Raw genomic sequence first — 25,041 nt, 5'->3', positions numbered from 1 at the left:
CCCCTCAAGATGAGATTTCCCAATTAGTAAGACCCCTTGAAGACGACGAGGTAGATAGGTTGGAGGTGGAAGCACAGCAATGTGTGGAGCTGACCAATACTAATCGGTCGAGGGCTTATCCTATTTGATTCAGAGCACTAACTTTCGCATTCAGTTTTCAAGGTTCAAACCTTGAACTTCATATTGGCTTTAGCCAATGCTGTTTGGTGGCGATGGCGGAGGGGTTCCACGCGTACCCATCCCGAACACGACCGTTAAGCCCTCCAGCGCCGATGGTACTTGGACCGCAGGGTCCCGGGAGAGTAGGACGTCGCCAAGCGATTAAAGACCACTGTTGAGACATCTCGACGGTGGTCTTTTTGTATATAAGGACTTAGGCTAGGACTTAAGGATGGTTGACAGGGAATAAACGAACCAGTATGCTTGATTTTGCAAGCGTTTACATTGAGGGTGATTTATCTATGGAGGTATTGCACCACTACATAATTAGGTAAAGACAATCAATCTAGCATCATTATTCTTTGTTATTTATGCAAACGTTTGCATTTATTTGGAGAGGAGAAATGTCATGAGGAAATGGAAGGCTTCGATCTCTGGTATGTTAGTTAGTGTCATGCTAATTAGCTTGATGCCAGTATGGGGAGGAGGGATGACTTATGCATTATCCACATCTGCAGTCCAAGACTCCTTAGGCGAGAAGAAGCAGCAACTACAGCCCCATTCAGCAGAACAGACAACGGCAGAAGACGCATTGAAGGCTGTTGATTGGAATATGGTGAAGCCATTAGGCTCGTCATCGACAGCAGGCTGGAATAGTGCCAAGTTGGATCAGATGAAATTGACAAGCGATGCAAAGTATTTGTATTTCCGTGTCGATGCAGCTCATGCGGAGTCATGGCAGTATCTTGATATCGCTTTGCAGATCAATGATTTTGATTCCGGAGTCGCAACCAATCCTTATCAACGACAATTCAATTATAACCATACACAGCTGAAGCCGAAGTTCCATATCGTGATGGAAGCGAAACAAGGCGGCGAGGCGGCTGTATATGAGAGTGCCTCATCAACGCCTTTGCTTCATACAGGAGATTTGCAAGGGGCTTCCTTCCAAGTTACAGACCAAGCCAAAGTGATGACAGGGGCAATTCCTCTGAACAAGCTTCAATTGAAGCTGAATGACACCGTCAAAGCGATTGTTGTTCTTAGCGGTGATCGCGCGGATGAGCATGGTGTATTCGATGTCATTCCCGAAACGGCAGACAATGAAATTGCGACAGGCTGGAATATGAAACAGAACCCGAACGGCTTATCTACCTATAGCGAGCCGTTTACGGTTACTTTTGCTCCAATCGTTGATGGGGTTAAAGACAGTTTATGGGACGATGTAGTGGCACTTGGTACATCTGTAACAGAGAGTACATATGGCGATACGAGGCTAGGTGCAATCAAACTGATCAATGATAGTAAGAAGCTGTATATATGGGTAGATGCACGATTGCCAAATTGGGGAGATAAGGGGCAGTATATTGATATTGCTCTCAATGTGAATCAGGTTGATTCAGGCAATGCGGACAACCCATGGAAAGCGCAATATAATTTTAGCGGTACAACAGAGAAGCCGCAGTATCATCTTATGATGCGTTTGAAACAAGACAATGAAATAGAAGGCGCTGCTTTATATGAGGCCTCGGATTACAATACCCCCATTTTATCCACATGGGGAGATCGCAAAGGAGCAGAATTCGCTGTATCCAGACAGTCAGGATTTGAAGCGTCTATACCACTGCATCAGCTCAAGCTAAAAAATCATGACGTTTTGCGTCCAATTGTTGTTCTAAGCGGAAATGAGGACACGCATGGTGCATTCAATGTAATACCAGAAGATCCGGGGAATACACGAGCAAGTAGTTGGAATGAATCATCGAACCCGAATGTACAACGTGTATATGCCGGAAATTACGAGATAAAGGGGATGAGTGACGCTCTGGAGCTGATTAGCACAGATCCGGCCAATAAACAGCAGCATGTAGCAGTTAATAAGCCGATTATCGTCACCTTCTCCGAACAAATTGAGATGAATGGGCAAGGCATCACACTTGAGGATAAGCTAGGTGTGACCCAACCGATAGATGTGACGATAAAGGAGCAGCAGTTGGTCGTTACACCGAGTCAACCGCTGCGCTATGATACAGAGTATAAGGTTGTTATACCAGCGGGAGTGGCAACGGGGAAAGACACGAATACACCGAACACAGCATATGAGTTTTCCTTTACAACGAAGGCTCAGCCTTCTATGCATGCTGCATGGATGGATCAGGATCATGAAGTTCGCGTTACATTGAAGGACATTGTTCCGAACTTGGATTACTCCGCATTTGCCGCATATGAAGGTACAACCAAATTGGAGGGTGTATCCTTTCAGGGTGCAGATGAGAAATCTGTGAAGATCCATTTGTCCAATCCGGTCGATGATGTGTCAAAGGCATATACAGTACGCTATGAAGGAAATCCACAGAACATGTATCGGGATATGCCGATCAAGATGCGTGGTATTTTGGATAGCTACGTATATGCTGGGGATGACTTAGGTGTTACGTATCATTCGACTTCAAGCAGCTTCAAAGTATGGGCGCCTACGGCTGCACAAGCTTCGTTAGCCTTGTACGATAGAGCGGACATGGCGAAAGACGTGCCTAGCAGGGAAGTCTCGATGCGTAAGGATGCAGCTACAGGGGTATGGGCCGCTAACGTGAATGGCAACTTACATGGAACCTATTACATGTACAAGCTGCAATTCCCAGATGGCAGCACATCGTATGCACTTGATCCATATGCGAGATCGGCGTCGGTGAACAGCGGGAAGTCGGCAATTATTGATCTTGCAGCAACCAATCCGAAGAACTGGGACGGAGATCGGAAGCCCCCATTCCTGAATCCAACAGATGCTGTCATATACGAATTGCATGTCCGTGATTTTTCAATTCATGAGAATTCAGGTGTATCGCCAGGCAATCGAGGCAAGTTTACTGCCTTTACGGAAACGGGAACGACTTTGCCTGGAAAGCCAGATATAAAGACAGGGATCGACCATTTGCAAGAGCTTGGTATTACGCATGTTCACTTGCTTCCGACCTATGACTTCGGTTCGGTAAATGAGAAGCTGGTGGATGATCCAAGTTCGAAAGAACGAAAATTCAATTGGGGCTATGATCCGGTAAACTATAACATGCCAGAGGGTTCCTATACGACCAAGGCAGCACAGGAAGACCCAGCGAAGCGAATTCGTGAGTTCAAGGCAATGGTGCAAGCGCTTCATGACCAAGGCATTCGGGTCGTGCTGGATGTCGTGTACAACCATACATTTGTAACCGGCCTGGAATCGGATATGTCGGTATTTGATAAGATTGTACCGGGTTATTTCTATCGGAGCGACGAGCAGGGCAACTTCACTAACGGCTCCGGTGTAGGGAATGAAGTAGCAACAGAACGACCGATGGTTAGCAAATACGTGCAGGACTCCGTGAAGTACTGGGCTGAGGAGTACAATGTAGACGGATTCCGCTTCGACTTGATGAAGCTGATCGATCTGCAGACGACACGCGCCATCGTGCGTAAACTGAGAGAGATTGATCCAAGCATCATGATTTATGGTGAGCCATGGTCAGGGGGCAGCACACCGCTTGCTGCGGAATTGCAGATCGAGAAGGGCAAGCAGCGCGGAGAAGGGTTTGCAGTATTCAATGACAATATTCGTGGGGCAATAAAGGGTGGAAGTGACGATGCTTCCAAAGGATTTGCGACAGGAGCCGAAGGCAAAGAAGCGGATGTGGTGAAAGGTCTGCTTGGTGCAATTACAGACTTTACGGCCTCTCCGACAGAGACGATTAACTATGTAACCGCACATGATAACTTGAATTTGTGGGATAAGGTGCTGAAGACGCAGGGGAAAGATATTGATATAAAACGCAATCCGTTCGCAACCTTGACGGAGTCAAATGTAATGGATAACGAGACCGTTAAGCGTTCTTTGCTTGCAAATGGCATTGTTCTTACAGCACAAGGCATTCCGTTCCTTCATGCAGGAGATGAGCTGCTTCGCAGCAAGTTCGGAGATCATAACAGCTATGAGAGCCCAGATGAGATTAATCAGATCGTATGGAAACAGAAGGCGGAGTACAAGCCAGTATTTGATTATTTGAAAGGTCTTATCGAGCTGCGAGCATCACATCCAGCATTCCGCATGACAACGAAGGATGAGGTGAAATCTAACTTACAAGTGTATCGCCAATCAGGGCAGGTTATCGCATTCAAGCTGAATAACTATGCAAATGGGGATACGTGGCGCAATATCACCGTCATTTATAACGGTTCGACTGCTCTGCAAGAAGTTGCACTGCCCACTGCGGATGAATGGAGTGTGGTTGTCGACCATACGTCATCTGGTGTGAAGACGATACGTACGGTGAAGGGCGGCAAGGTAGAAGTAGCCGGATTGTCTATGATGGTGTTGTACGATCAGGAGAATGGCTATACACCGATAGCGTCAAAGCTTGAAGTAGCACCTCTTACGCTTGGGTTAGAGCCAGGCACAAGCACTCGCTTGACAGCAGTGGTGCGTGATCAGAAGGAACGTCCTATGTTTACTGAGAATGTAACATGGGCAACATCCGATGCTGCGGTGGCTGTCATCAACAGTGGAGGCAAAGTAACGGCAGTGAAGGAAGGAGCCGCGGTTCTTACCGCAACATCGGGCAATTTGAAAGCAAAGGTAAATGTGACAGTTGCGAAGCTTGTTCCTACGACGCTGTCCATTAACGGTGCAGATTCAATCTTTGAGGGTCGCACATCACCATTTACAGTTGCTATCAAGGATCAATTCGGACAGACGATGTCTGGTGCAGCTGCGGAGTGGAGTACGTCGGATGCATCAGTGGCTAGAATAGACCGTGCTGGGAAGGTAACAGGCGTGAAGGAAGGAACAGCGGTCATTACAGCTCGGGTTGGGGCAGTAGAGGCCTCGAAGAAGGTAGTGGTTAAGCCTTTCCTGAAGCGCTATGTACAAATCAACTATGTTCGTCCAGACGCGAAATATGACAACTGGGGATTATGGGTATGGCAGACAGGTGTAAAAGATGACGGTCATGAGTTCCAGCATTTTGACGAAGGAATGGCGACTGCCATGATTGAAATCGCTCCAGAGGCTGAAGCGATTGGGTTTATCGTCAAACGGGGCAACTGGGAAGACAAAGATATCTATGCCAATCGCTTCATTAAGACAAATTTGGATGACGCGCTAACCAAGGTATATGTATACAGTGGGCAGGAATCATTTCGGACGCTGCCTTCAATAACTGGCCCAGTTCAAGAGAAGAGTCAGGTTGTGTTCTATTATCGGGATGAAGCGTTGTTTGCGAGTGGAGCGCAGGATCGGATCACGCAGGCTGATATTGCGATCAACGGCAAGTCTTACTCGATGACGTACGATGCAGAAAACGAATGGTTCATCTACGTAATGAAGAACGCAGCGAAAGGCGATTATACGTACAAATTCTTCATTACCAAGGATGGAGTAACAAACGAACTGAATGATCCGCACAATACTGTAAACGGGAGCTCGATTGTCGTCGTGAAAGACCCAGGAACAGACCCAGGTACGAAGCCAGAAACGGGCACTGACACAGGAAGCGGCTCTGAAAACGAAAATGGCAGCAATGAACGAAACGGCGGGGCTGCTCATAAAGGGGGCACAGAAGAGTCATTCAAGGGAATGACTGTCACGAAGGGTGGCGTTCGTTATGAGCCAACAACGTTGAATCTTCTGAAGAATGCTGACGGAACGACGACTGTTGAGCTGTTCATTCGCAATGAAGATATGGAAGAGATGTCTCGTTTGACGGGTTCGGCAACAGAAATGAGAACTTGGACAATTGCAGCGCCGTCGGAGTCAGAAGACGTACGTATTCGAATCCCGATGAAGAAATTGAGTCAGGCAATGAAGGAACATACGCAATTGAACATTGAGGTACGCTCGGGAGCAGGCAGCTATCAACTTCCGGTGAAACAGCTAGCAGATCTAAGCAATGGGAATGCATCACAACAGCTGACCGTGCACATGATGAAGCCTTCGGCTGAATTGCTGAAGGTGCTTACATCTGCAGCATCCACACAGCCAGGGGCTCATTTGATTGGAGCTGTTCAGTTCCAGTTGCATTTGGAGCAGGATGGGGAGCAGGAACCAATTCCTGATTGTGCAGGCAATCTTACAATGGGCTCCATCCGACTGCCGAGCAGCCAAAGTGCTGGGAAGATGACAGCTGTAAAGTATAATGCAAAGACAAAGATATTCTCGTTCGTTCCGTCCTGGATGGAGCGCACTGAGGGCGAATCGCATTCGGTAATGAACATGAAGCACGATTTTAACGGTATCTTCGCAGTACTCAAGTATGCACCGAGCTTCCATGATTTGAATGGCCATTGGGCGAAAGCAAATATGGAGCTGCTAGCTTCTAAGTTCATTATTCAAGGCAGAGGAAATGGACAGTTTGCCCCGAATGATATGGTAACTCGAGCAGAATTCACGTCCATGCTTGTGCGGGCGTTAGGCTATGGCGATGTCCAAGGACAGAAACTGTCCAAGGATGCCTTCATGGATGTGCCAGCATCAGCTTGGTATGCAGATGCACTTGCGACTGCGGTGCAACTGAAGCTTGTTGAGGGGGATGGTGACGGATCATTCCATCCGAATGCATCCATTACTCGCGAGGAATTGGCACAAATGCTTGTCAATGCTGCTCGTCTTGCAGGTCATCATCTGGAACTCTCAACTGAGTTCCTTAATGGCTACCAAGACCGCACGCTGCGTCCTAGCGGCAACGCTACACGAGCAGAAGCGGGAGTTGCATTGACCAGACTTCTCCTTGCTCTACAATATATTGCTGAATAGCACGACCATCACTCCCGTGTCATCCGTAAAGACGGCAGCGGGAGTTTTTATACTGGAACGAACGCAATCATTCATTAGCTTGTTTCAATTTGTTATTCACATGTGAATAATTGGACGAACATAGCGGTAAAATGTACACCATGCATATTTCTCAATGAACAAGCTGTGGAGAAGGGATAAATGAGTCTCTTTATGCACATTTAACCCATCATTTATCCACGATTGTGGAGAAGCTCCCAGGTATCCACATATAGAGTTTCATGAATAGGGCTTACCATCAACCGTGTAATTGAATATATTGCGTAATTGAGATGGAATGAGCGTGTGCTTTTTAACCAAGAAGAAGGTTATCCACATCATCGTGTAGAATAGCTGATGAAATCGATCTAAAATAGTTGCAAAATCAAACGAGTGCGCTATAATAAAAATAAAGTCAAAGAAAGTCAAAGTCAGATTAATAGTCAAAAAAGTTCAAAATATTGCGCCAAACTAGAATAAGTGAGGCTTATATTTGGTTAAACCTAATATAGAGACTGCTGCAGGCGGAAAGGGGGGAGAAGATGCGCAACATTTCCGACCTAATCGAGCACTACTTGAAGCATATATTACTTGAGAGTTCGGAAGGTGCCGTTGAGATTCAGCGCAATGACTTGGCAGAACAATTCTCTTGTGTTCCATCGCAGATTAACTATGTGATCAGCACACGCTTTACGTTGGAGAAGGGTTATGTTGTTGAGAGCAAACGTGGCGGTGGAGGGTATATTCGCATTCAGCGAATTGACTTGCCAGCCCATCAAGCGATTCATAATCATTTGTGCGAATCCATTGGGGAGCAGATTGAGCAGAGTGCCGCTGAAGGTCTTATCTATCAACTAGAAGAAGCGGAATTCATCTCCCGCCGGGAAGCGAATCTGCTGCGGGCTGCTGTTTCTCGGGACAATATAACAGTAAAGCTTCCCTACCGCGACGAGATACGTGCCCGGCTGCTAAGGTCGATGCTGCTGGCACTACTTAGCAAGTAGAGATGTAAGTATGTAAGATGGATGCTACCTATAAAGGAGGAGAGACGGTTATGGTGTGTCAACAATGTGGTCAGAAACCGGCTACCCTGCATTTTACGAAAATCATTAATGGACAGAAGACGGAGTTTCACATTTGTGAATCATGTGCCCGGGAAAAAGGCGAATGGATTCCAGGCACGGCGAACGGATTCTCCATCCATAATTTATTGTCGGGATTGCTTGATTTTGATCTGACAGGCAGCAAACAGGGAGCTAAGGAAGATGCGAAGCCACAGCCTATGCGCTGTGAGAAGTGCGGACTGACTTATGCACAGTTCGGTAAGCTCGGCCGCTTTGGCTGTGATGAATGCTACACCTTTTTCGGTGAGCGCTTAGATCCGCTATTGAAGCGGGTACATGGCAATACCGTTCACGTTGGCAAAATTCCGAAGCGTGGGGGAGGCCGAATTCAGCGCAGACGCGAGCTGGAAGAATTGAAGAAGCAGCTGCAGTTCAGTATTTTGCGTGAAGAGTTCGAAGAGGCCGCAACCTTGCGTGACCGTATTCGCGAATTAGAGAAGCAGCCGCCAAGCGATTCGGAGAGAAGCAGTTCATAGCACCTAGGATACAAGCGCTATCGAGAGAGTAAGATGACAATAAGCAGTGCGAATTGGAAGGAGATGACGAGATGACAGAGCGACGATTTATTGAAGAAGCCCTAAGCGATTGGATGCGCGGCACGGGCCCGGATTCCGATATCGTCATCAGCAGCCGTATCCGTATAGCACGGAATATTAGCGGACTGCCGTTCCCGATCTTGGCTACGAATCAACAATCGGCCGAGGTGTTGGATCGTTTGTCAGCAGTCATGAAAGACCCGGAATTTGCGCAATTGAATCACTTTCATGAATTAGAGCTGGCAGAGCTTAGCGATACAGAGAAGCAAGTTCTAGTAGAGAAGCATTTGATATCCCCGAGTTTGGCAAATGAGTCCCGCAATGGCGCGGTCATTGTCAGTGAGGATGAGTCGATAAGCATCATGATTAACGAGGAAGATCATCTTCGTATTCAATGCCTATCTCCAGGGCTGCAAATTCGTGAGGCTTGGGAGCAGGCTAACCGCATCGATGATGTGTTTGAATCGCAAATCGACTACGCCTTCGATGAGAAGAGAGGTTTCTTAACAAGCTGCCCGACGAATGTGGGAACAGGAATACGGGCATCGGTGATGATGCACTTGCCGGCATTGGTAATGACACAGCAGATTAACCTCATGCTTCAGGCCGTTACCCAAGTTGGATTGGCGGTTAGAGGCATATACGGAGAAGGAAGCGAAGCGATCGGCAACCTGTTCCAAATATCAAATCAGATTACATTAGGTCAATCCGAATCTGAGATTATTGATAATTTGTACAGTGTTGTGAAGCAATTAATCGAGCATGAGAAGGCAGCTCGGGAACAGCTGCTGACAAGCAATAGCATGCGGCTTACGGATCGCATTTGCCGCTCATATGGAATTTTGAAGCATGCAGTGATTATGGATTCAAAAGAAGCCGCACAGCGGTTGTCCGACATTAGGCTTGGTTCTGACCTTGGCATCCTGCAGCATATTCAATCGTCACAACTGAATGAATTATTGGTCATGACACAGCCAGGCTTCTTACAATATAAATACAACACGACATTATCTCAAGAAGATCGGGATTCATATCGCGCGAAGATGATTCGCGAGACGTTATCCAAATCTAAATCATAATGTAATATGGAGGTGCAACACTTATGATGTTCGGTAGATTCACAGAACGTGCGCAGAAAGTATTGGCTTTGGCACAAGAAGAAGCAGTACGACTCGGGCATAACAATATCGGAACGGAGCATATTCTGCTTGGACTTATTCGCGAAGGGGAAGGCATCGCAGCTAAGGCACTTGTAGCGCTTGGCCTTGGATTGGAGAAGATTCAGGACGAAGTCGAAACCTTGATCGGGCGCGGTCAAGAACAGCCACTCAATATTGCATATACCCCGCGTGCGAAGAAAGTGATTGAGCTGTCCATGGATGAAGCGCGCAAGCTTGGCCACACTTATGTGGGTACAGAGCACATTCTGCTTGGCTTGATCCGGGAAGGAGAAGGCGTAGCAGCACGGGTGTTGAACAACCTTGGCATTAGCTTGAACAAGGCACGTCAACAAGTGCTGCAGCTGCTTGGAAGCAGCGAAGCGGTATCCAGCCATCATGGACAATCGCAAAATGTAAGCACACCGACACTGGACAGCTTAGCTCGTGATCTGACAGCAGTAGCGAAGGAAGGAAATCTTGATCCGGTTATCGGCCGTTCGAAGGAAATTGAGCGCGTCATTCAAGTACTGAGCCGCCGTACGAAGAACAATCCCGTACTTATCGGAGAGCCTGGGGTTGGTAAGACGGCCGTAGCAGAAGGTTTGGCACAGAAAATTATTAACAATGAAATTCCAGAGACGCTTCGCGATAAGCGTGTTATGACGCTTGACATGGGTTCGGTTGTAGCCGGAACGAAATACCGGGGTGAGTTCGAGGATCGCCTGAAGAAGATCATGGATGAAATCCGCCAAGCAGGCAATGTCATTCTGTTCATCGATGAATTGCATACGCTCATCGGTGCCGGCGGTGCTGAAGGCGCCATTGATGCATCGAACATTTTGAAGCCTGCATTGGCTCGTGGAGAGCTGCAGTGCATTGGGGCGACAACACTTGATGAGTACCGCAAATATATCGAGAAGGATGCAGCGCTCGAACGCCGCTTCCAGCCGATTACGGTTGACCAGCCTACACCAGAGGAAGCAATCCAGATCTTGACTGGGCTGCGTGATCGTTATGAAGCCCATCACCGTGTGAAAATTACCGATGAGGCAATTGAGCAAGCGGTGAAGCTCTCGGATCGGTATATTACAGACCGCTTCCTGCCAGATAAGGCAATTGACTTGATTGATGAAGCGAGCTCGAAAGTTCGCCTTCATTCGTATACAGTACCACCAAATTTGAAAGAGCTTGAAGCACGTTTGGAAGACATCCGCAAAGAGAAGGACGCCTCTGTGCAAAGCCAAGAATTCGAGAAAGCCGCTGCGCTGCGTGATACGGAGCAGAAGATGCGCGAAGAACTGGAGACCGTTCGCAACCAGTGGAAAGAGAAGCAGGGACGCGTGGATTCTGAAGTTACGCCAGAGGATATTGCTCAAGTCGTAGCGAGCTGGACCGGAATTCCGGTATTGAAGCTGAAGGAAGAAGAGACAGAGCGCTTGCTCAAGATGGAAGAGATTCTTCATGAGCGTGTCATCGGCCAAGATGAAGCGGTGAAAGCAGTGAGTCGTGCAATCCGCCGTGCGCGTGCAGGGTTGAAGGATCCGAAGCGTCCGATGGGCTCCTTCATCTTCCTTGGCCCAACTGGGGTAGGTAAGACTGAGCTTGCTCGTGCCTTGGCCGAATCTTTGTTCGGTGATGAGAATGCGGTAATCCGAATTGATATGTCCGAATACATGGAGAAGCATTCGACAGCTCGTCTCGTCGGAGCGCCTCCGGGATATGTCGGCTATGAAGAGGGCGGCCAATTGACGGAGAAGGTTCGCCGTAAGCCATACTCAGTCGTCTTGTTGGACGAAATCGAGAAGGCACATCCAGAAGTATTCAACATTTTGCTTCAAGTGTTGGAAGATGGCCGTCTCACCGATTCGAAGGGACGTGTAGTGGACTTCCGTAACACGCTTATCATCCTGACATCCAACGTTGGGGCCGAAGCAATTAAGCGTAATTCTACGCTTGGCTTCACTGCAGTTGATGATGCAGGCAAAGACTACAACAACATGAAGGATAAAGTGATGGGTGAATTGAAGAAGAGCTTCCGCCCAGAATTCTTGAACCGGATTGATGAAATTATCGTGTTCCACTCCTTGGAGCAGAAGCACATCGCTGAAATCGTATCCTTGATGGCTGGTGAGCTTCGCAAGCGCCTGAAGGAACAGGATGTTGATTTCCAATTGACAGACAATGCGAAGAATTTCCTCGCGAAGGAAGGCTTTGATCCAGCGTATGGCGCCCGTCCATTGCGTAGAGCGATTCAGAAGCATATCGAGGATCGCCTGTCAGAGGAATTGTTGAAGGGTAATGTCAGCAAGGGCGATGCCGTCGTCATCGACGAGAAAGATGGCGAGCTGCTCGTCCTGCGCAACAACGAGGTTAACACAGCACATGTATAATGAACTGTAGTATTTAGGAAAGAATCGTACTTTCTCCCTCCCGGAGGAAGGTACGGTTCTTTTTTTCTTCGTTATTTATTGCTCCACATATGCCTGTTTCTGCTTGCGATATGCTAAAGCACTTTATCCTCCTTCTTAAAAATGGTAAACTAATGAGTAATGAGTAACGAGGTACCTGTTTGCGGACATGGCGACCGACGACTTGCAGCATATTGATTAGGAGTGTCGGCTTCATGGCCAAAGTGAAAACGAAATTTTTCTGTACGGAATGTGGATACGAAACACCGAAATGGATGGGGAAATGCCCTGGCTGCGGTGAGTGGAATACGATGGTGGAAGAGCGGGAGACAGTCATAAAGACAGCAGGTGTGCATTCTTCCTTGATTCAAACGAAAGAAAAGCCGCAATCTATCATACACATAGAAAGTGGACGTGAACCTAGACTCACTACGACACTTAGTGAGTTGAACCGCGTACTGGGCGGCGGTGTTGTTCCTGGATCACTTATTCTAGTGGGGGGCGACCCGGGTATCGGGAAGTCAACACTTCTACTGCAGACTTCCAATGCACTGGCTGCCAGCGGCCTCAAGGTGCTGTACGTATCTGGTGAGGAATCGATGCGTCAGACGAAGCTGCGGGCAGATCGTCTTGGTGTCTTGTCGGAGAACTTATTCGTCCTCAGTGAGACGAATCTGCAATATATCGAGGAGGCGCTTGAGGCGGCGCAGCCTGACTTCCTCGTTATCGACTCCATCCAGACCGTCTTTCAACCTTCGGTGGAATCAGCTCCCGGCAGTGTTGCACAAGTACGCGAATGCACAAGCACATTCATGCGCATCGCTAAAGGGAAGGGCATCGCAACTGTCCTTGTTGGACATGTGACGAAGGAAGGTGCGATTGCCGGTCCGCGGCTGCTGGAGCATATGGTCGATTGTGTCCTTTATTTCGAAGGAGAGCGGCATCATTCCTATCGCATTTTGCGGGCTGTAAAGAACCGGTTCGGTTCGACCAATGAGATAGGAATCTTCGAGATGACGGAGGGCGGACTTGTCGAGGTGAAGAACCCATCCGAGATGTTCCTGCAGGAGAGACCGCTAGGTGTTGCTGGATCCACGGTTGTAGCCAGCCTTGAGGGAACCCGTCCCGTCCTTGTTGAGATGCAGGCGCTCGTATCGGCGACGAACTTCCCGTCTCCGCGGAGGATGGCGACAGGGATTGATCATCATCGTCTGGCGCTTATTATTGCGGTGCTGGAGAAACGAATGGGAATGTTCCTGCAAAATCAGGATGCATACGTGAATGTAGCGGGTGGAATTAAGCTTGATGAGCCAGCTGTTGACTTGGCTATGGCGGTTGCAATTGCTTCGAGCTTCCGAGATATGCCGACACAACCATTCGATGTTGTCTTTGGCGAAGTGGGGTTAACCGGTGAAGTGCGTGGGGTATCTCGTGCAGAACAGCGAGTGAAGGAAGCAGAGAAGCTTGGATTCAAGCGCATTATATTACCAGAGAAGAGCTTGCGCGGCTGGAAGCCGCCTGCCAATATTGAGATTATTGGAGTAAATACGGTTGCTGAAGCATTAGCTGTGGCGTTAGGTTAGGGGGCATAGATATAGAATGAAGGAAAGCCAACTGGATATTATGAACGACCTGCTGCGGATGGTCGCACCAGGAACGCCTTTCCGCGACGGGCTTGAGAATGTGCTGCGCGCGAAGACAGGGGCACTTATTGTCGTTGGATACAGTCCAGAAGTAATGGAAGTTGTAGACGGGGGATTCTCCATTAACTGTGACTTCTCACCGAGCTACTTGTACGAACTGGCCAAGATGGACGGCGCCATTATCTTGAGTGAAGACATTAAGCGGATATTATATGCGAACACACAGCTCATTCCGGATTCCTCCATTCCATCTACGGAGACAGGCATCCGGCACCGGACAGCGGAGCGGGTAGCGAAGCAGACGGGGAAGCTGGTAGTCTCCATCTCCCAGCGCCGGAATGTCATTACACTGTACCAAGGCAGTCTGCGTTATGCACTTAAGGAGATTGGCGTTATTCTCACGAAGGCGAACCAAGCGATTCAGACATTGGAAAAATATAAGGTTGTGCTTGTACAAGGCATGACAAATTTAACTGCATCCGAGTTCGAAGAATTGGTTACCTTATACGATGTCGTAAACGTTGTGCAACGTATTGAGATGGTGTTACGTATTAAGATGGAGATCAAGCGTTACATCAACGAACTGGGAACAGAGGGACGTCTTATCAGCATGCAGCTCGAAGAGCTCGTAAGCAACACCGAAGAAGACGCTTGGCTGCTGTTGAAGGATTATGCCCGGGACGGAAGCGATGAGAAGGTACGTGAGATCATAGCCCAACTTAAGAAATGCACGGCAGATGAACTGCTTGATACCCATCATTTAATAAGACTGCTCGGTTACCCGACGACGAGCACGATTCAGGAAGAATCCGTTTCGCCGCGCGGTTACCGCGTTCTTAGCAAGATACCAAGACTTCCTAATGTCATTATTCACAACTTAGTCGAAACCTTCCAATACCTCCCTCATGTCATGATGGCAACGATTGAGGAATTGGATGAAGTAGACGGCATTGGCGAAGTTCGCGCTCGTGCGATTAAGGAAGGGCTTAAGCGGATTCAGGAGCAGGTCTTCATTGACAGGCAAATTTGATTTTCCTACAATGAAAGGACGTACGTTGGGCATAGTAAAATTAGAGGTGAACCTATGATTACAAAGTCCATTCCGAGCTTGTTTACGATCGGTAACTTGTTTCTCGGAATCATTTCCATCATGCTTGCGTTTCACGATGACTACAACTTAGCAGCTCTTATGATTATTATTGCCATGTTGCTCGACGGATTGGATGGGCGTGTAGCAAGAGCATTGAACGCACAGAGTGAATTCGGCAAGGAGCTTGACTCCCTATCCGATGTGATTTCATTCGGTGTAGCGCCAGCCTTTATTATGTATGCCGTCGCTTTTACAGATAGTAACCCGGTGCTGGCTTGCATCGTTACCGCAATCTTCCCGATTTGTGGTGCACTGCGACTTGCACGCTTCAACGTTAAGGATGGTATTCCGGGGTATTTCATCGGCTTGCCAATCCCAGCGGCTGGCGGTGTGGCATGTACACTTGCCTTGTTCCATGAGAGCATCCCAGCGGCTTATCTTATGATAGCGATGATTTTATTATCTTACTTAATGGTTAGTACTGTGAAATATCCGAACTTCAAGAAAGTCGGTATTCCGAAGAAGGCCATCTGGATTACGCCTTTTGTTATTGCAGGGGCAGTAGCGATCGCGGTATGGCAGCCAGAACAGACACCGAAGCTGATTTTTGTGCCGTTGGTACTGTATGCGCTGCTTGGTTTAAAAAAAAACGTTAGAATGCTGAATCGCCGCCGCAAGAAACAGCTTGATGCGGAAGAGTGGTACCAGTCGAAGCATTCTTAAGCGAATAAACCCAAAAGAAAAGCACTTGCAGTCCATAATTGGGCGGCAGGTGCTTTTTGTGTTGTATATGATTTCCGTTCCAATTATCTTGTATCAATTTTCAGTTCTTCTTCATTCCATTAGGACAGGTTGAATATCCCGAGAGTTTGGCACTTGCTCGATTCCTGTTTGACGACATCGTCAAGATCAATATCAAGCAGATTGCACAGGGCAGACATATAGAATAGGTGCTTGCCAAGCTCGCTCTTCACAACATCCTTGCAGTTCTCGCATAAGTGACCTTGAACATGTGATTCAAGAGATTGCTTCGCTTGATCCATATCCATGTCGTCATGGTAGGGCTGCCGCTTCGCATGCAGCTCCAAGCAGCCACATTCTGTTATGGCTTTCGTTACCGCGCGGTTTACCGAGGCGTCAGACTGTCCGTATTTCGAAAGAATGTCCAGCAAGCTTCGGTGTCTTAACAATAAATCGCCGACTTGATCCTGCAAAGATTGCAAACTGGAAGTACTCATTACTCATCCACCTCTATTCATGGAATCGTGGTTCGGCCCGAGCCATACTGCTCAAGGGACTCACGTTATTTCAGCTATCCCCATTCCGTACTACTCCCCTATTATACGACTAGGATTTCCTACATTTCAACTTCGCCTCGAATTTAAAAATGTAAGAATGGACGATTAGGAGCGAGAGGGTTGGGCCATAATTGTAAAGATATTCAAATTAGATAAGGAGGTGGACTTCGTGTTCAGACGATTATTTTATGCGGTTGCAGGATTGATCGGAGCATGGAGTGGGACAGAGTTCCATCGGTATTGGAATATGCAGACAATGGAGTTTTCGTCATTATCCAACCCTGGAATAACTTCTAACGGACTGTTATGGGCACTTGGCGGGGCATTTTGCTTTATTGTGATGGGTCGTGCACTTTTTACGCCATTGGCACGGTTATGGGGCAGCTTGGAAGAACGCATGGTGAATATGTCAGCAGGGATGCTGGTGATTGGAGCTTCTGGCGCATTGATGGGACTGTCCTTTGGGGGGTTGCTTGTACCGCTATTTGAGCCGTTTGGGACAGTAGGGCGTATGGTATCGGTTTGTATGATTGTCCTGCTGTCAGCAGCAGGGTTGCAAGCAGCACTTATGAAGCAGGATGAGATTGTAAAGTGGGTCTCCGCCTTCCGCATGCCTGAACGAGGTGAAGAGAAGAGCAGAGGAATGGAAGAACATAAGATCTTGGATACAAGCGTCATCATTGATGGTCGCATCGCAGATATATGCAAGACCGGATTCATTGAAGGGACAATCGTCATTCCTGAGTTCGTCTTAGAGGAGTTGCAGCATATCGCGGATTCGTCGGACTTGCTCAAGCGGAACCGTGGACGCAGAGGGTTGGACATTCTGAATAAAATTCAAAAAGAACTGGAAGTAAAAGTACTCATTTATGAAGGGGACTTTGACGAAATTTCGGAGGTAGACAGCAAGCTGGTTAAGCTCGCGAAGCTGCTAAAGGGGAAAGTCGTCACGAATGATTTCAACTTGAACAAGGTATGTGAGCTGCAGGGAGTATCAGTGCTCAATATTAACGATCTAGCCAACGCTGTGAAGCCAGTGGTTCTCCCAGGAGAAGAGATTGTTGTTCAAGTCATCAAGGATGGTAAGGAACATGGTCAAGGTGTAGCCTACTTGGATGATGGTACGATGATCGTCGTTGAGGGCGGCAGAGATTATATCGGCATGACGATGGAGGTTCTGGTGACCAGTGTACTTCAGACGTCAGCAGGACGAATGATATTTGCTAAGCCAAAACTGTTGGAAAAAGCCCAATAAACAGGTATGATGGGGATACTACCATCATGGGGGTTAGTAAGGATGGACAGAGGGTTTGGCGTGGTCATAGTCGCTGCTGGCAGAGGCACGCGCATGGGCACGGAAGAGAGTAAGCAGTATTTGCATTTACAGGATAAGCCAGTAATCATCCATACCGTAGAGCGGTTTCAGTCCATGGTTGAGTGCGAATCGATCGCATGGGTAACCACGGAACAGGATTATGCGCGCTGCGAAGCATGGGTGAAACAATACGGATTGCATAAGGTTCAAGACATCGTTACAGGAGGCAAGGAACGTCAGCATTCAGTATATGCTGGCTTGCAGGCTCTGAAAGCGCGTGGACTCGAATATGTGTGCATCCACGATGGTGTACGGCCCTTTGTAGAGCCGGGCAGAGTAAGCGCATGTTACGATGCGGCCCGGCAGCACAGAGCGGCCGTATTGGCCGTTCCGGTCAAGGATACCATTAAGCAGGTGGACAAGTCCGGTATTATTACGGCAACACCTGATCGCAGCAGCTTATGGGCGATTCAGACACCACAGGCTTTCCGGCTTGCTGATGTAATGGCTGCTCATGAGCTCGCGGAGCAGGAGCAATTCGTGGGAACGGATGATGCGATGCTTGTTGAGCGGATGGGAATTGCTGTTCACGTAGTGGAGGGGAGCTACACGAACATTAAGCTAACGACGCCGGATGATCTGGATTGGGCTGCATGGTGGCTGTCTCGTCATGAAGCTAAGCGAAATTGAATGTTGAGGCAGAAGGAGAGGGAGGCTTACGTATGATTAGAGTGGGACAGGGATTCGACGTGCACCAGTTAGTAGAGGGACGGCCGTGCATTATTGGTGGCGTTCATATTCCTTACGAGAAGGGATTGCTTGGGCATTCAGATGCTGATGTGCTTCTGCATACGGTAAGTGATGCAATTCTGGGCGCACTAGGATTAGGGGATATCGGCAAGCATTTTCCAGATACGGATCCTGCATTCAAGGATGCGGACAGCATGAAGCTGTTAGAGCATGTATGGCAGCTAGCTGTTGAGCGCGGTTATCGACTTGGCAACATCGATTGCACGATTATTGCACAGAAACCGAAGATGCTGCCGCATATTCCAGCGATGGTAGCGAATATCGCTCGCGCTCTCGGCGCAGAGGATTCGCAGGTGAATGTGAAGGCTACGACAACGGAACAATTAGGATTTGCTGGACGCGGTGAGGGAATTGCCGCACAGGCTGTTGTCTGCTTATTTCACAATATGGTATGATGAAATGATTGATGGAAAGACAAAGTACGGGAGTGAAGCAATCATGAATAACGATATTCGAGTTCGTTACGCACCAAGCCCTACAGGACACTTACATATTGGTAATACGCGTACGGCATTGTTTAACTATTTGTTCGCACGTCACCATGGGGGTAAGTTCATCGTTCGCATCGAGGATACGGACGTGAAGCGCAATGTGGAAGGCGGAGAAGAGAACCAATTTACGTACATGAAGTGGCTCGGCATGGATTGGGATGAGAGCATTGATGTAGGCGGGGATTTCGGCCCGTACCGTCAGACGGAGCGCTTGGATATCTATAATAAATATGTGGACGAGCTTCTAGAGCGCGGGCTTGCCTATCGCTGCTATTGTACGGAAGAAGAGCTTGCAGCGGAGCGGGAAGCACAAGTTGAACGCGGCGAAACGCCGAAGTATTCCGGCAAGTGCTGCAGCTTGTCCGCTGAGGATCATGCACACCTGGAGGCAGAAGGCCGCAAGCCTAGCATCCGCTTCCGCGTGCCGCAAGGACGCTCGTATACCTTTAATGATATGGTTAAAGGTGAAATTACGTTTGAATCCGATACAACAGGCGACTGGGTTATCGTGAAGAAGGACGGTATACCGACTTATAACTTCGCGGTTGTCATCGATGACCATTTGATGCGGATGTCTCACATTCTGCGTGGAGAAGATCATGTGACGAATACGCTTCGCCAATTGATGATCTTTGAAGCGTTTGGATGGGAAGCGCCTGTATTTGGACATATGACGCTTATCGTAAATGAGAATCACAAGAAGCTCAGCAAACGGGATGAGTCGATCATTCAATTTATTGAACAATATGAGCAGCTCGGCTACTTGCCAGAGGCAATGGTTAACTTCATCGCATTGCTTGGCTGGTCACCAAAAGGGGAAGAAGAGATCTTCTCAATGGAGGAGCTCATCTCGATCTTTGACGAGACGCGCTTGTCCAAGAGCCCTGCTGTATTTGATACGAATAAGCTGACGCATATTAATAATACGTATATGAAGAAAGCAGAACCTGATCGCATTGCGGCATTGTCGATTCCTCACCTCCAGCGTGCAGGACGCTTGCCAGAGCAGCTGAATGAAGAGCAGCAAGCTTGGGCGACTGCACTTGTGAAGCTGTATCAGGAGCAAATGAACTGTGCATCCGACATTGTGGAATTGTCGGAGATGTTCTTCCGTGAAGAACTTGTCATCGACGAAGAAGCTAAGGCAGTGCTCGCTGAAGAGCAGGTTCCTACTGTATTGGCAGCACTTCGTGCGAAGCTGGAAGCTGCAACGACTTGGGATGCAGATACGATCAAGGTATCCTTGAAGGAAGTTCAGAAGGAAACAGGCGCCAAGGGAAAAGGTCTGTTCATGCCGGTTCGTGTTGCAGTATCTGGGCAAATGCACGGCCGTGATTTGAATGAGACGATTGTTCTGCTTGGTAAAGAGAAGGTCCTAGCTCGCTTGAATGGATAGATCAGATTTGATGTTTTTGGATAGGATATGATTCGAATGCACATGCGGATAACTTTCATCGATTGTTATTGTCATGCAGTAGGAGCTTCGAATATACTTAACGATAGAATCCTTTTCATTATTTCGTTCTGAAGGAAAGTCATGCTTCGTACAGTATGATTGAGCATACTAATAAAAGCGTTGAACGGGAGAGTATAAGCGGGATAAAAATGAACAGAGAGAACGATCGAGATAAGGAAGACTATGGATCTGGTGTCCATCGCTCCTTACAGGCTGTGAGTCGTTCCATTTTTAAGCTTATGCGATGCACCCGGAAGCTCCGCCCTTGAGCATGTACCTGAGTACATGGGTAGGGGGTGGCGAATCATCCGCGTTAAGGATATTCAAGAGGGGCAACAAGTATTTGGCTATGTCATGGTTTTGTATCCGGTGTAAGTGGAGGATAGATATACGATGGCAATAGCGGAGATATGATGTTGTCCAAGCAGAGTGGAACCGCGCATCGCGTCTCTGCAGCATCATGCTGCAGGGGCGTTTTTTATTGTGATGAATTTATGTATCCGCTTGTGTGTATGAGAGAGGAATGCTAACTCAATTCGCTGAGTTCCGGGGGGGACAGAGCATGTGGCGTGTCATTCGAAGAATGAAATCCGATGTGCAGGCGGTGTTCGATAACGACCCGGCGGCGCGCAACCGATTCGAAGTAATCTTTACCTATTCAGGCCTGCATGCCATCTGGGCGCATCTCATTGCACATCGGTTCTATCGTTGGCGCTGGTTTACGACTGCGCGCATTATTTCGCAAATAAGCCGGTTCATGACGGGAATTGAAATACATCCTGGAGCGAGGATTGGCCAAAGACTGTTTATTGACCATGGCATGGGAGTCGTCATTGGTGAAACCTGTGAGATTGGCGATGATGTAGTCATTTACCAAGGCGTAACACTTGGAGGTACGGGGAAAGAGAAGGGGAAGCGGCATCCGACGATTGGGAACAATGTCGTCATTGCTTCTGGATCGAAAGTGCTTGGCTCTTTCACTATTGGAGACAATTCAAGCATTGGAGCCAATTCCGTCGTGCTCCGGGAAGTACCGCCGAACTGTACAGTCGTGGGCATTCCGGGACGTGTAGTGAAGCAGGATGGAGTGCGCATTGACCGCTTGAACCATGCCCAACTGCCTGACCCAGTGATTGATATGCTTCGAAGCATGCAGATTGAGATGGATGCATTGAGAGCTGAACTGCACCAACTTAAGCATCCCCAAGGCAGAGACTCTGAAATTGCAGAGACTGAAAGTCAAGAAAGCATACAAGTAGAGGAGTCTGTCCAACAACCGAGGAAAGAACTTGAGAAAGTGAACAAATAAATGCCCGAACATCAAGGAGGAGTGACTTGCATGACTTTGCACATTTATAATACGCTGACACGTACGAAAGAGCCGTTTCAGCCGATAGATCCGGATCGCATTACGATGTATGTATGCGGGCCAACTGTGTATGACTATATCCATATCGGAAATGCGCGGCCTGCGATCTTTTTTGACGTTGTTCGCCGTTATTTAGAGACGCTGGATTACGAAGTAAACTACATCGTGAATTTCACAGATGTTGATGACAAGCTGATCCGCAAAGCAGCAGATCTGGGATCCACGGTACAAGAAGTTGCGGAGCGCTTTATTCAGGCGTTCTATGAGGATAATGATGGTCTAGGTATTCGCCGTGCATCGAATAACCCGCGTGTAACGGATAATATGGAGGAAATCATCGCCTTCATCTCAGAGCTTGTGGCAAACGGTAAGGCTTATGAATCGGGCGGAGATGTGTATTTCCGTACGAGAGAATTTGCGAAGTATGGCCAGGTTTCCGGTCAGAACATTGATGAGCTGCAGCTCGGAATTCGAATCGAAGTGGATGAGCGCAAGGATGACGCTGCTGACTTCGTCTTATGGAAAGCGGCGAAGCCAGGGGAAATCTCTTGGTCAAGCCCATGGGGCGAAGGCCGTCCAGGCTGGCATATTGAATGCTCGGCTATGTCGCGCAAATATTTGGGTGAAACGATCGATATCCATGGCGGCGGCCAGGATCTTCAGTTCCCGCACCACGAATGTGAGGCTGCACAGTCCGAATCCGTGACAGGAAAACCACTTGCCAACGTGTGGATGCATAACGGATATATTAATATTGATAATGAAAAAATGTCGAAGTCGCTTGGTAATGGGGTAACGGTTCATCAATTGCTTAAGCAATATGATCCGGCTGCTCTGCGCTACTTCATGTTGTCGACACACTATCGCAACCCACTGAACTTCAATGCAGAAGCGATGGAACAGGCAGAGAAAAGCGTCAGCCGCATAGCGAATGCAGTTGCGAATGTCCGCCATGCATTGGCATCTCTGAATACAGATCCATCTGTGCAGGAAGATGCGAACGAGGCACTTCAAGTGAAGATAGCTTCCATTCTAGAGACCTTTGATGCGAAGATGCAGGATGACTTCAATACGGCAGATGCCATTACTGCTGTATTCGAATGGGCAAGTGAGGCGAATTCGTATTTGCAGCAAGCTGATTCGCTTGCAGCTGGGGACTTGGAAGCATTGCTGGATGCCTTTGAAGCGATGAACGAGGTGCTTGGACTGGTATTGGAGAAGGAAGAGGAATTGCTGGATGAGGAAATCGACCAACTTATCCAAGAACGCAACGATGCTCGCAAAGCGAAAAACTGGGCGAGAGCCGATGAAATTCGCGATCTGTTAACCGAGCAGGGGATCGTTCTGGAAGATACGCCTCAGGGTGTGCGCTGGCGCCGAAAATAGTCGCAGCGGCATTACGGTCGACGAAGGAGCTTATGCATACGCAATGAATGATAATCAACAGGAACATCAATCGACAACAATTGAAGCAAGGTCAGGGGATACTGGAACATGGCTGTTCCCTTTCGCCCCGACCAAGCGGCCGCAGCAGCTTAATCCGATTGTACTCGCTTATATAGGCGATGCAATCTTCGAAGTTGCCATCAGACAATATCTTATATCACAGCCGAATCATCGGCCGAACCACCTGCATCGTGAAGCGACGGGGTATGTATCTGCCAAGGCGCAGGCGCGTGCGCTATCGCTTCTGATGCCGATATTAACAGATGAAGAGGCAGACGTCGTTCGCCAAGGACGCAATACGAAGTCCAGTGTGCCGAAAAGTGCGAACGTAAGTGAATATAGACAGGCTACAGCGCTTGAATCTTTATTCGGCTATTTATATCTGAATGAAAATTTTGAACGGATGCGGCAATTCGTTACTATGATTGTTCAAGCACATGGGACAGAACAGCAGCAAAAGTAAAAGGGAAACATCTAGACGGGAGGCACACTTACGCATGCATGAAGAAGAATATATTGCCGGGAAGCATTCGGTAACCGAGGCGCTCAAATCCGGGAGAACGATAAATAAAGTATGGATTGCGGAAAATGCACAAAAACATTTAACAGGGCCGATTATTGCAGAAGCCAAGAAAGCTGGCGTCGTGATTCAAATGGTCGATAAGCGCAAGCTCGATCAAATGGTCGAGGGGGTTCAGCATCAAGGAGTTGTCGCACAGGTTGCAGCTTATCATTATGTAGAAGTGGAAGATATTTTAGCTCAAGCTGAGGCTAAAGGCGAGACTCCGTTTCTGATCCTATTGGATGAGATCGAGGATCCGCACAATTTGGGCTCCATTCTTCGGACAGCGGACTGCACAGGTGCGCATGGCGTAGTTATTCCGAAGCGCCGCTCAGCTGGACTGACTGCTACGGTATCTAAGACTTCTGCTGGAGCTGTCGAGTATGTGCCGGTAGCCAAGGTGACGAATTTGGTTCAGACGATGCAGCAGCTTAAAGACCGTGGAGTGTGGATCGTAGGTACAGATGTAACAGCAACTCAAGACATTTATGAAGCGGATGTATTCAATCTTCCAATCGCGCTTGTCATCGGTAACGAGAATAAAGGAATGGGCAGACTTGTTCGGGAAAATTGCGATATGTTGTATAAGCTTCCAATGGCAGGGCAAATTAACTCGCTTAATGCGTCGGTAGCTGCAGGCATCTTCATGTATGAGGTCGTGCGCCGGCGTCGCGGCTGAGGCTGCCCGATATGGATCGGCAGGATTGGCGCGATGTGCTTCTTGTTGACGGCTACAACATGATCGGGGCGTGGCCGGAATTAAGAGAGCTGAAAGATAAAGACTTAGATGAAGCAAGAGAACGACTGTTAAATATGCTTGCAGACTATCTAGCATATTCCGGCCGAAGAGTAATTGTGGTATTTGACGCATATCGCGTTCCTGGTTTAGGCGCCAAGTACACGCAGGGTAAAGTCTCTGTACAGTTCACGAAGGAGAAAGAGACAGCGGACGAATGCATCGAGCGGCTTGCCAGGGAGCTTGGACATCGCCGCCGTCAAATCTACGTAGCAACATCAGACATGACAGAACAGAACGTAGCTTTTGCACAAGGTGCACTTCGTATTTCGGCACGCGAGCTGAGGCTCATTATTGTACAGGCCCGGCGCGAGGTGGAGACGAAGATTCGTGAACAGGCACTGCAGCCGATCAAGCGTAACCCGATTGAAGGCAAGCTTAAGCTGGATCAACTGCTTAAGCTTGAACGGCTGCGCCGAGGGGAAGAAGATTGAGTAGCGTAGGACAGGAGCATGAGCGTCATTTTCAACGTTATTATTGGCGTATGCAGTCAAATGCATAGACTTATTTTGGAATAATGCTCAAATTCCGCACAGGATAAGGCTTCCTTTGGTTGACGATGATAGATAGATTCAT

General features: G+C 48.2%; 18 protein-coding genes and 2 rRNA genes. 19 read left to right on the top strand and 1 reads right to left on the bottom strand.

All coding sequences use genetic code 11. The features are described from left to right. The 10 genes from ABN764_RS28680 to pssA all read left to right on the top strand — a co-directional run. Positions 1-123 (top strand): 23S ribosomal RNA (locus ABN764_RS28680); the annotation flags it as partial. Between the two features lie 79 nt (positions 124-202). After that, positions 203-319 (top strand): 5S ribosomal RNA (gene rrf / locus ABN764_RS28675). A 249-nt stretch (positions 320-568) separates the two neighbouring features. Further along, positions 569-6,943 (top strand): type I pullulanase, encoded by a 6,375-nt coding sequence (gene pulA, locus ABN764_RS28670; protein WP_446673796.1) that lies wholly within the window; start codon positions 569-571, stop codon positions 6,941-6,943. A 560-nt stretch (positions 6,944-7,503) separates the two neighbouring features. Next, a complete protein-coding gene (locus ABN764_RS28665; RefSeq protein WP_021252491.1) occupies positions 7,504-7,965 on the top strand; it encodes a CtsR family transcriptional regulator in 462 nt (153 codons plus the stop codon). Positions 7,966-8,015: 50 nt separating this feature from the next. After that, entirely contained in the window at positions 8,016-8,561 is a 546-nt protein-coding gene (mcsA, locus tag ABN764_RS28660; RefSeq protein ID WP_021252490.1) for a protein-arginine kinase activator protein McsA, read from the top strand. A 71-nt stretch (positions 8,562-8,632) separates the two neighbouring features. Further along, entirely contained in the window at positions 8,633-9,700 is a 1,068-nt protein-coding gene (gene mcsB / locus ABN764_RS28655; protein WP_446673795.1) for a protein-arginine kinase McsB, read from the top strand. Positions 9,701-9,723: 23 nt separating this feature from the next. After that, positions 9,724-12,171 (top strand): ATP-dependent protease ATP-binding subunit ClpC, encoded by a 2,448-nt coding sequence (gene clpC, locus ABN764_RS28650; protein WP_021252488.1) that lies wholly within the window; start codon positions 9,724-9,726, stop codon positions 12,169-12,171. A 233-nt stretch (positions 12,172-12,404) separates the two neighbouring features. Further along, positions 12,405-13,772, top strand: a complete 1,368-nt coding sequence (gene radA / locus ABN764_RS28645) for a DNA repair protein RadA (RefSeq protein WP_021252487.1) — start codon at positions 12,405-12,407, stop codon at positions 13,770-13,772. A gap of 16 nt (positions 13,773-13,788) precedes the next feature. Next, positions 13,789-14,862, top strand: coding sequence for a DNA integrity scanning diadenylate cyclase DisA (gene disA, locus ABN764_RS28640; protein WP_021252486.1), 1,074 nt, complete (start codon positions 13,789-13,791; stop codon positions 14,860-14,862). A gap of 54 nt (positions 14,863-14,916) precedes the next feature. After that, positions 14,917-15,645: a CDP-diacylglycerol--serine O-phosphatidyltransferase gene (pssA, locus tag ABN764_RS28635; RefSeq protein WP_021252485.1), complete on the top strand. Its 729-nt coding sequence runs from the start codon at positions 14,917-14,919 to the stop codon at positions 15,643-15,645. 119 nt (positions 15,646-15,764) lie between these two features. On the opposite strand, the gene ABN764_RS28630 is transcribed toward pssA, so the two are convergent. After that, positions 15,765-16,160 carry a nucleoside triphosphate pyrophosphohydrolase family protein gene (locus ABN764_RS28630; RefSeq protein ID WP_072732037.1) on the bottom strand — a complete coding sequence of 132 codons (396 nt, stop codon included), beginning with the start codon at positions 16,158-16,160 and terminating at the stop codon, positions 15,765-15,767. A gap of 229 nt (positions 16,161-16,389) precedes the next feature. Between ABN764_RS28630 and ABN764_RS28625 the strand changes: the two genes are divergently transcribed. The 9 genes from ABN764_RS28625 to ABN764_RS28585 all read left to right on the top strand — a co-directional run bounded on the left by ABN764_RS28625 (position 16,390) and on the right by ABN764_RS28585 (position 24,899). Then, entirely contained in the window at positions 16,390-17,475 is a 1,086-nt protein-coding gene (locus tag ABN764_RS28625; RefSeq protein WP_021252483.1) for a PIN/TRAM domain-containing protein, read from the top strand. A 42-nt stretch (positions 17,476-17,517) separates the two neighbouring features. Further along, positions 17,518-18,225, top strand: coding sequence for a 2-C-methyl-D-erythritol 4-phosphate cytidylyltransferase (gene ispD, locus ABN764_RS28620; RefSeq protein WP_446673794.1), 708 nt, complete (start codon positions 17,518-17,520; stop codon positions 18,223-18,225). Between the two features lie 32 nt (positions 18,226-18,257). Then, entirely contained in the window at positions 18,258-18,740 is a 483-nt protein-coding gene (gene ispF, locus ABN764_RS28615; RefSeq protein ID WP_028532528.1) for a 2-C-methyl-D-erythritol 2,4-cyclodiphosphate synthase, read from the top strand. 43 nt (positions 18,741-18,783) lie between these two features. After that, on the top strand, positions 18,784-20,232 hold the full coding sequence (gltX, locus tag ABN764_RS28610; RefSeq protein WP_446673793.1) for a glutamate--tRNA ligase: 1,449 nt from the start codon (positions 18,784-18,786) through the stop codon (positions 20,230-20,232). Between the two features lie 622 nt (positions 20,233-20,854). Beyond that, complete coding sequence (gene cysE, locus ABN764_RS28605) at positions 20,855-21,601, top strand: serine O-acetyltransferase (protein WP_021252479.1); 747 nt, start codon at positions 20,855-20,857, stop codon at positions 21,599-21,601. 30 nt (positions 21,602-21,631) lie between these two features. Beyond that, positions 21,632-23,047: a cysteine--tRNA ligase gene (gene cysS, locus ABN764_RS28600; RefSeq protein ID WP_072732034.1), complete on the top strand. Its 1,416-nt coding sequence runs from the start codon at positions 21,632-21,634 to the stop codon at positions 23,045-23,047. 43 nt (positions 23,048-23,090) lie between these two features. Then, positions 23,091-23,570, top strand: coding sequence for a Mini-ribonuclease 3 (locus ABN764_RS28595; protein WP_446673792.1), 480 nt, complete (start codon positions 23,091-23,093; stop codon positions 23,568-23,570). Positions 23,571-23,604: 34 nt separating this feature from the next. Continuing rightward, on the top strand, positions 23,605-24,348 hold the full coding sequence (rlmB, locus tag ABN764_RS28590; RefSeq protein WP_028532524.1) for a 23S rRNA (guanosine(2251)-2'-O)-methyltransferase RlmB: 744 nt from the start codon (positions 23,605-23,607) through the stop codon (positions 24,346-24,348). 11 nt (positions 24,349-24,359) lie between these two features. After that, positions 24,360-24,899 (top strand): NYN domain-containing protein, encoded by a 540-nt coding sequence (locus tag ABN764_RS28585; protein ID WP_021252475.1) that lies wholly within the window; start codon positions 24,360-24,362, stop codon positions 24,897-24,899. Positions 24,900-25,041: the final 142 nt, after the last annotated feature.

The sequence above is a fragment of the Paenibacillus wuxiensis genome (assembly GCF_040195695.1).
GTDB lineage: Bacteria > Bacillota > Bacilli > Paenibacillales > Paenibacillaceae > Paenibacillus_B > Paenibacillus_B suaedae.
This window is presented reverse-complemented; position numbering and strand designations above follow the sequence as displayed.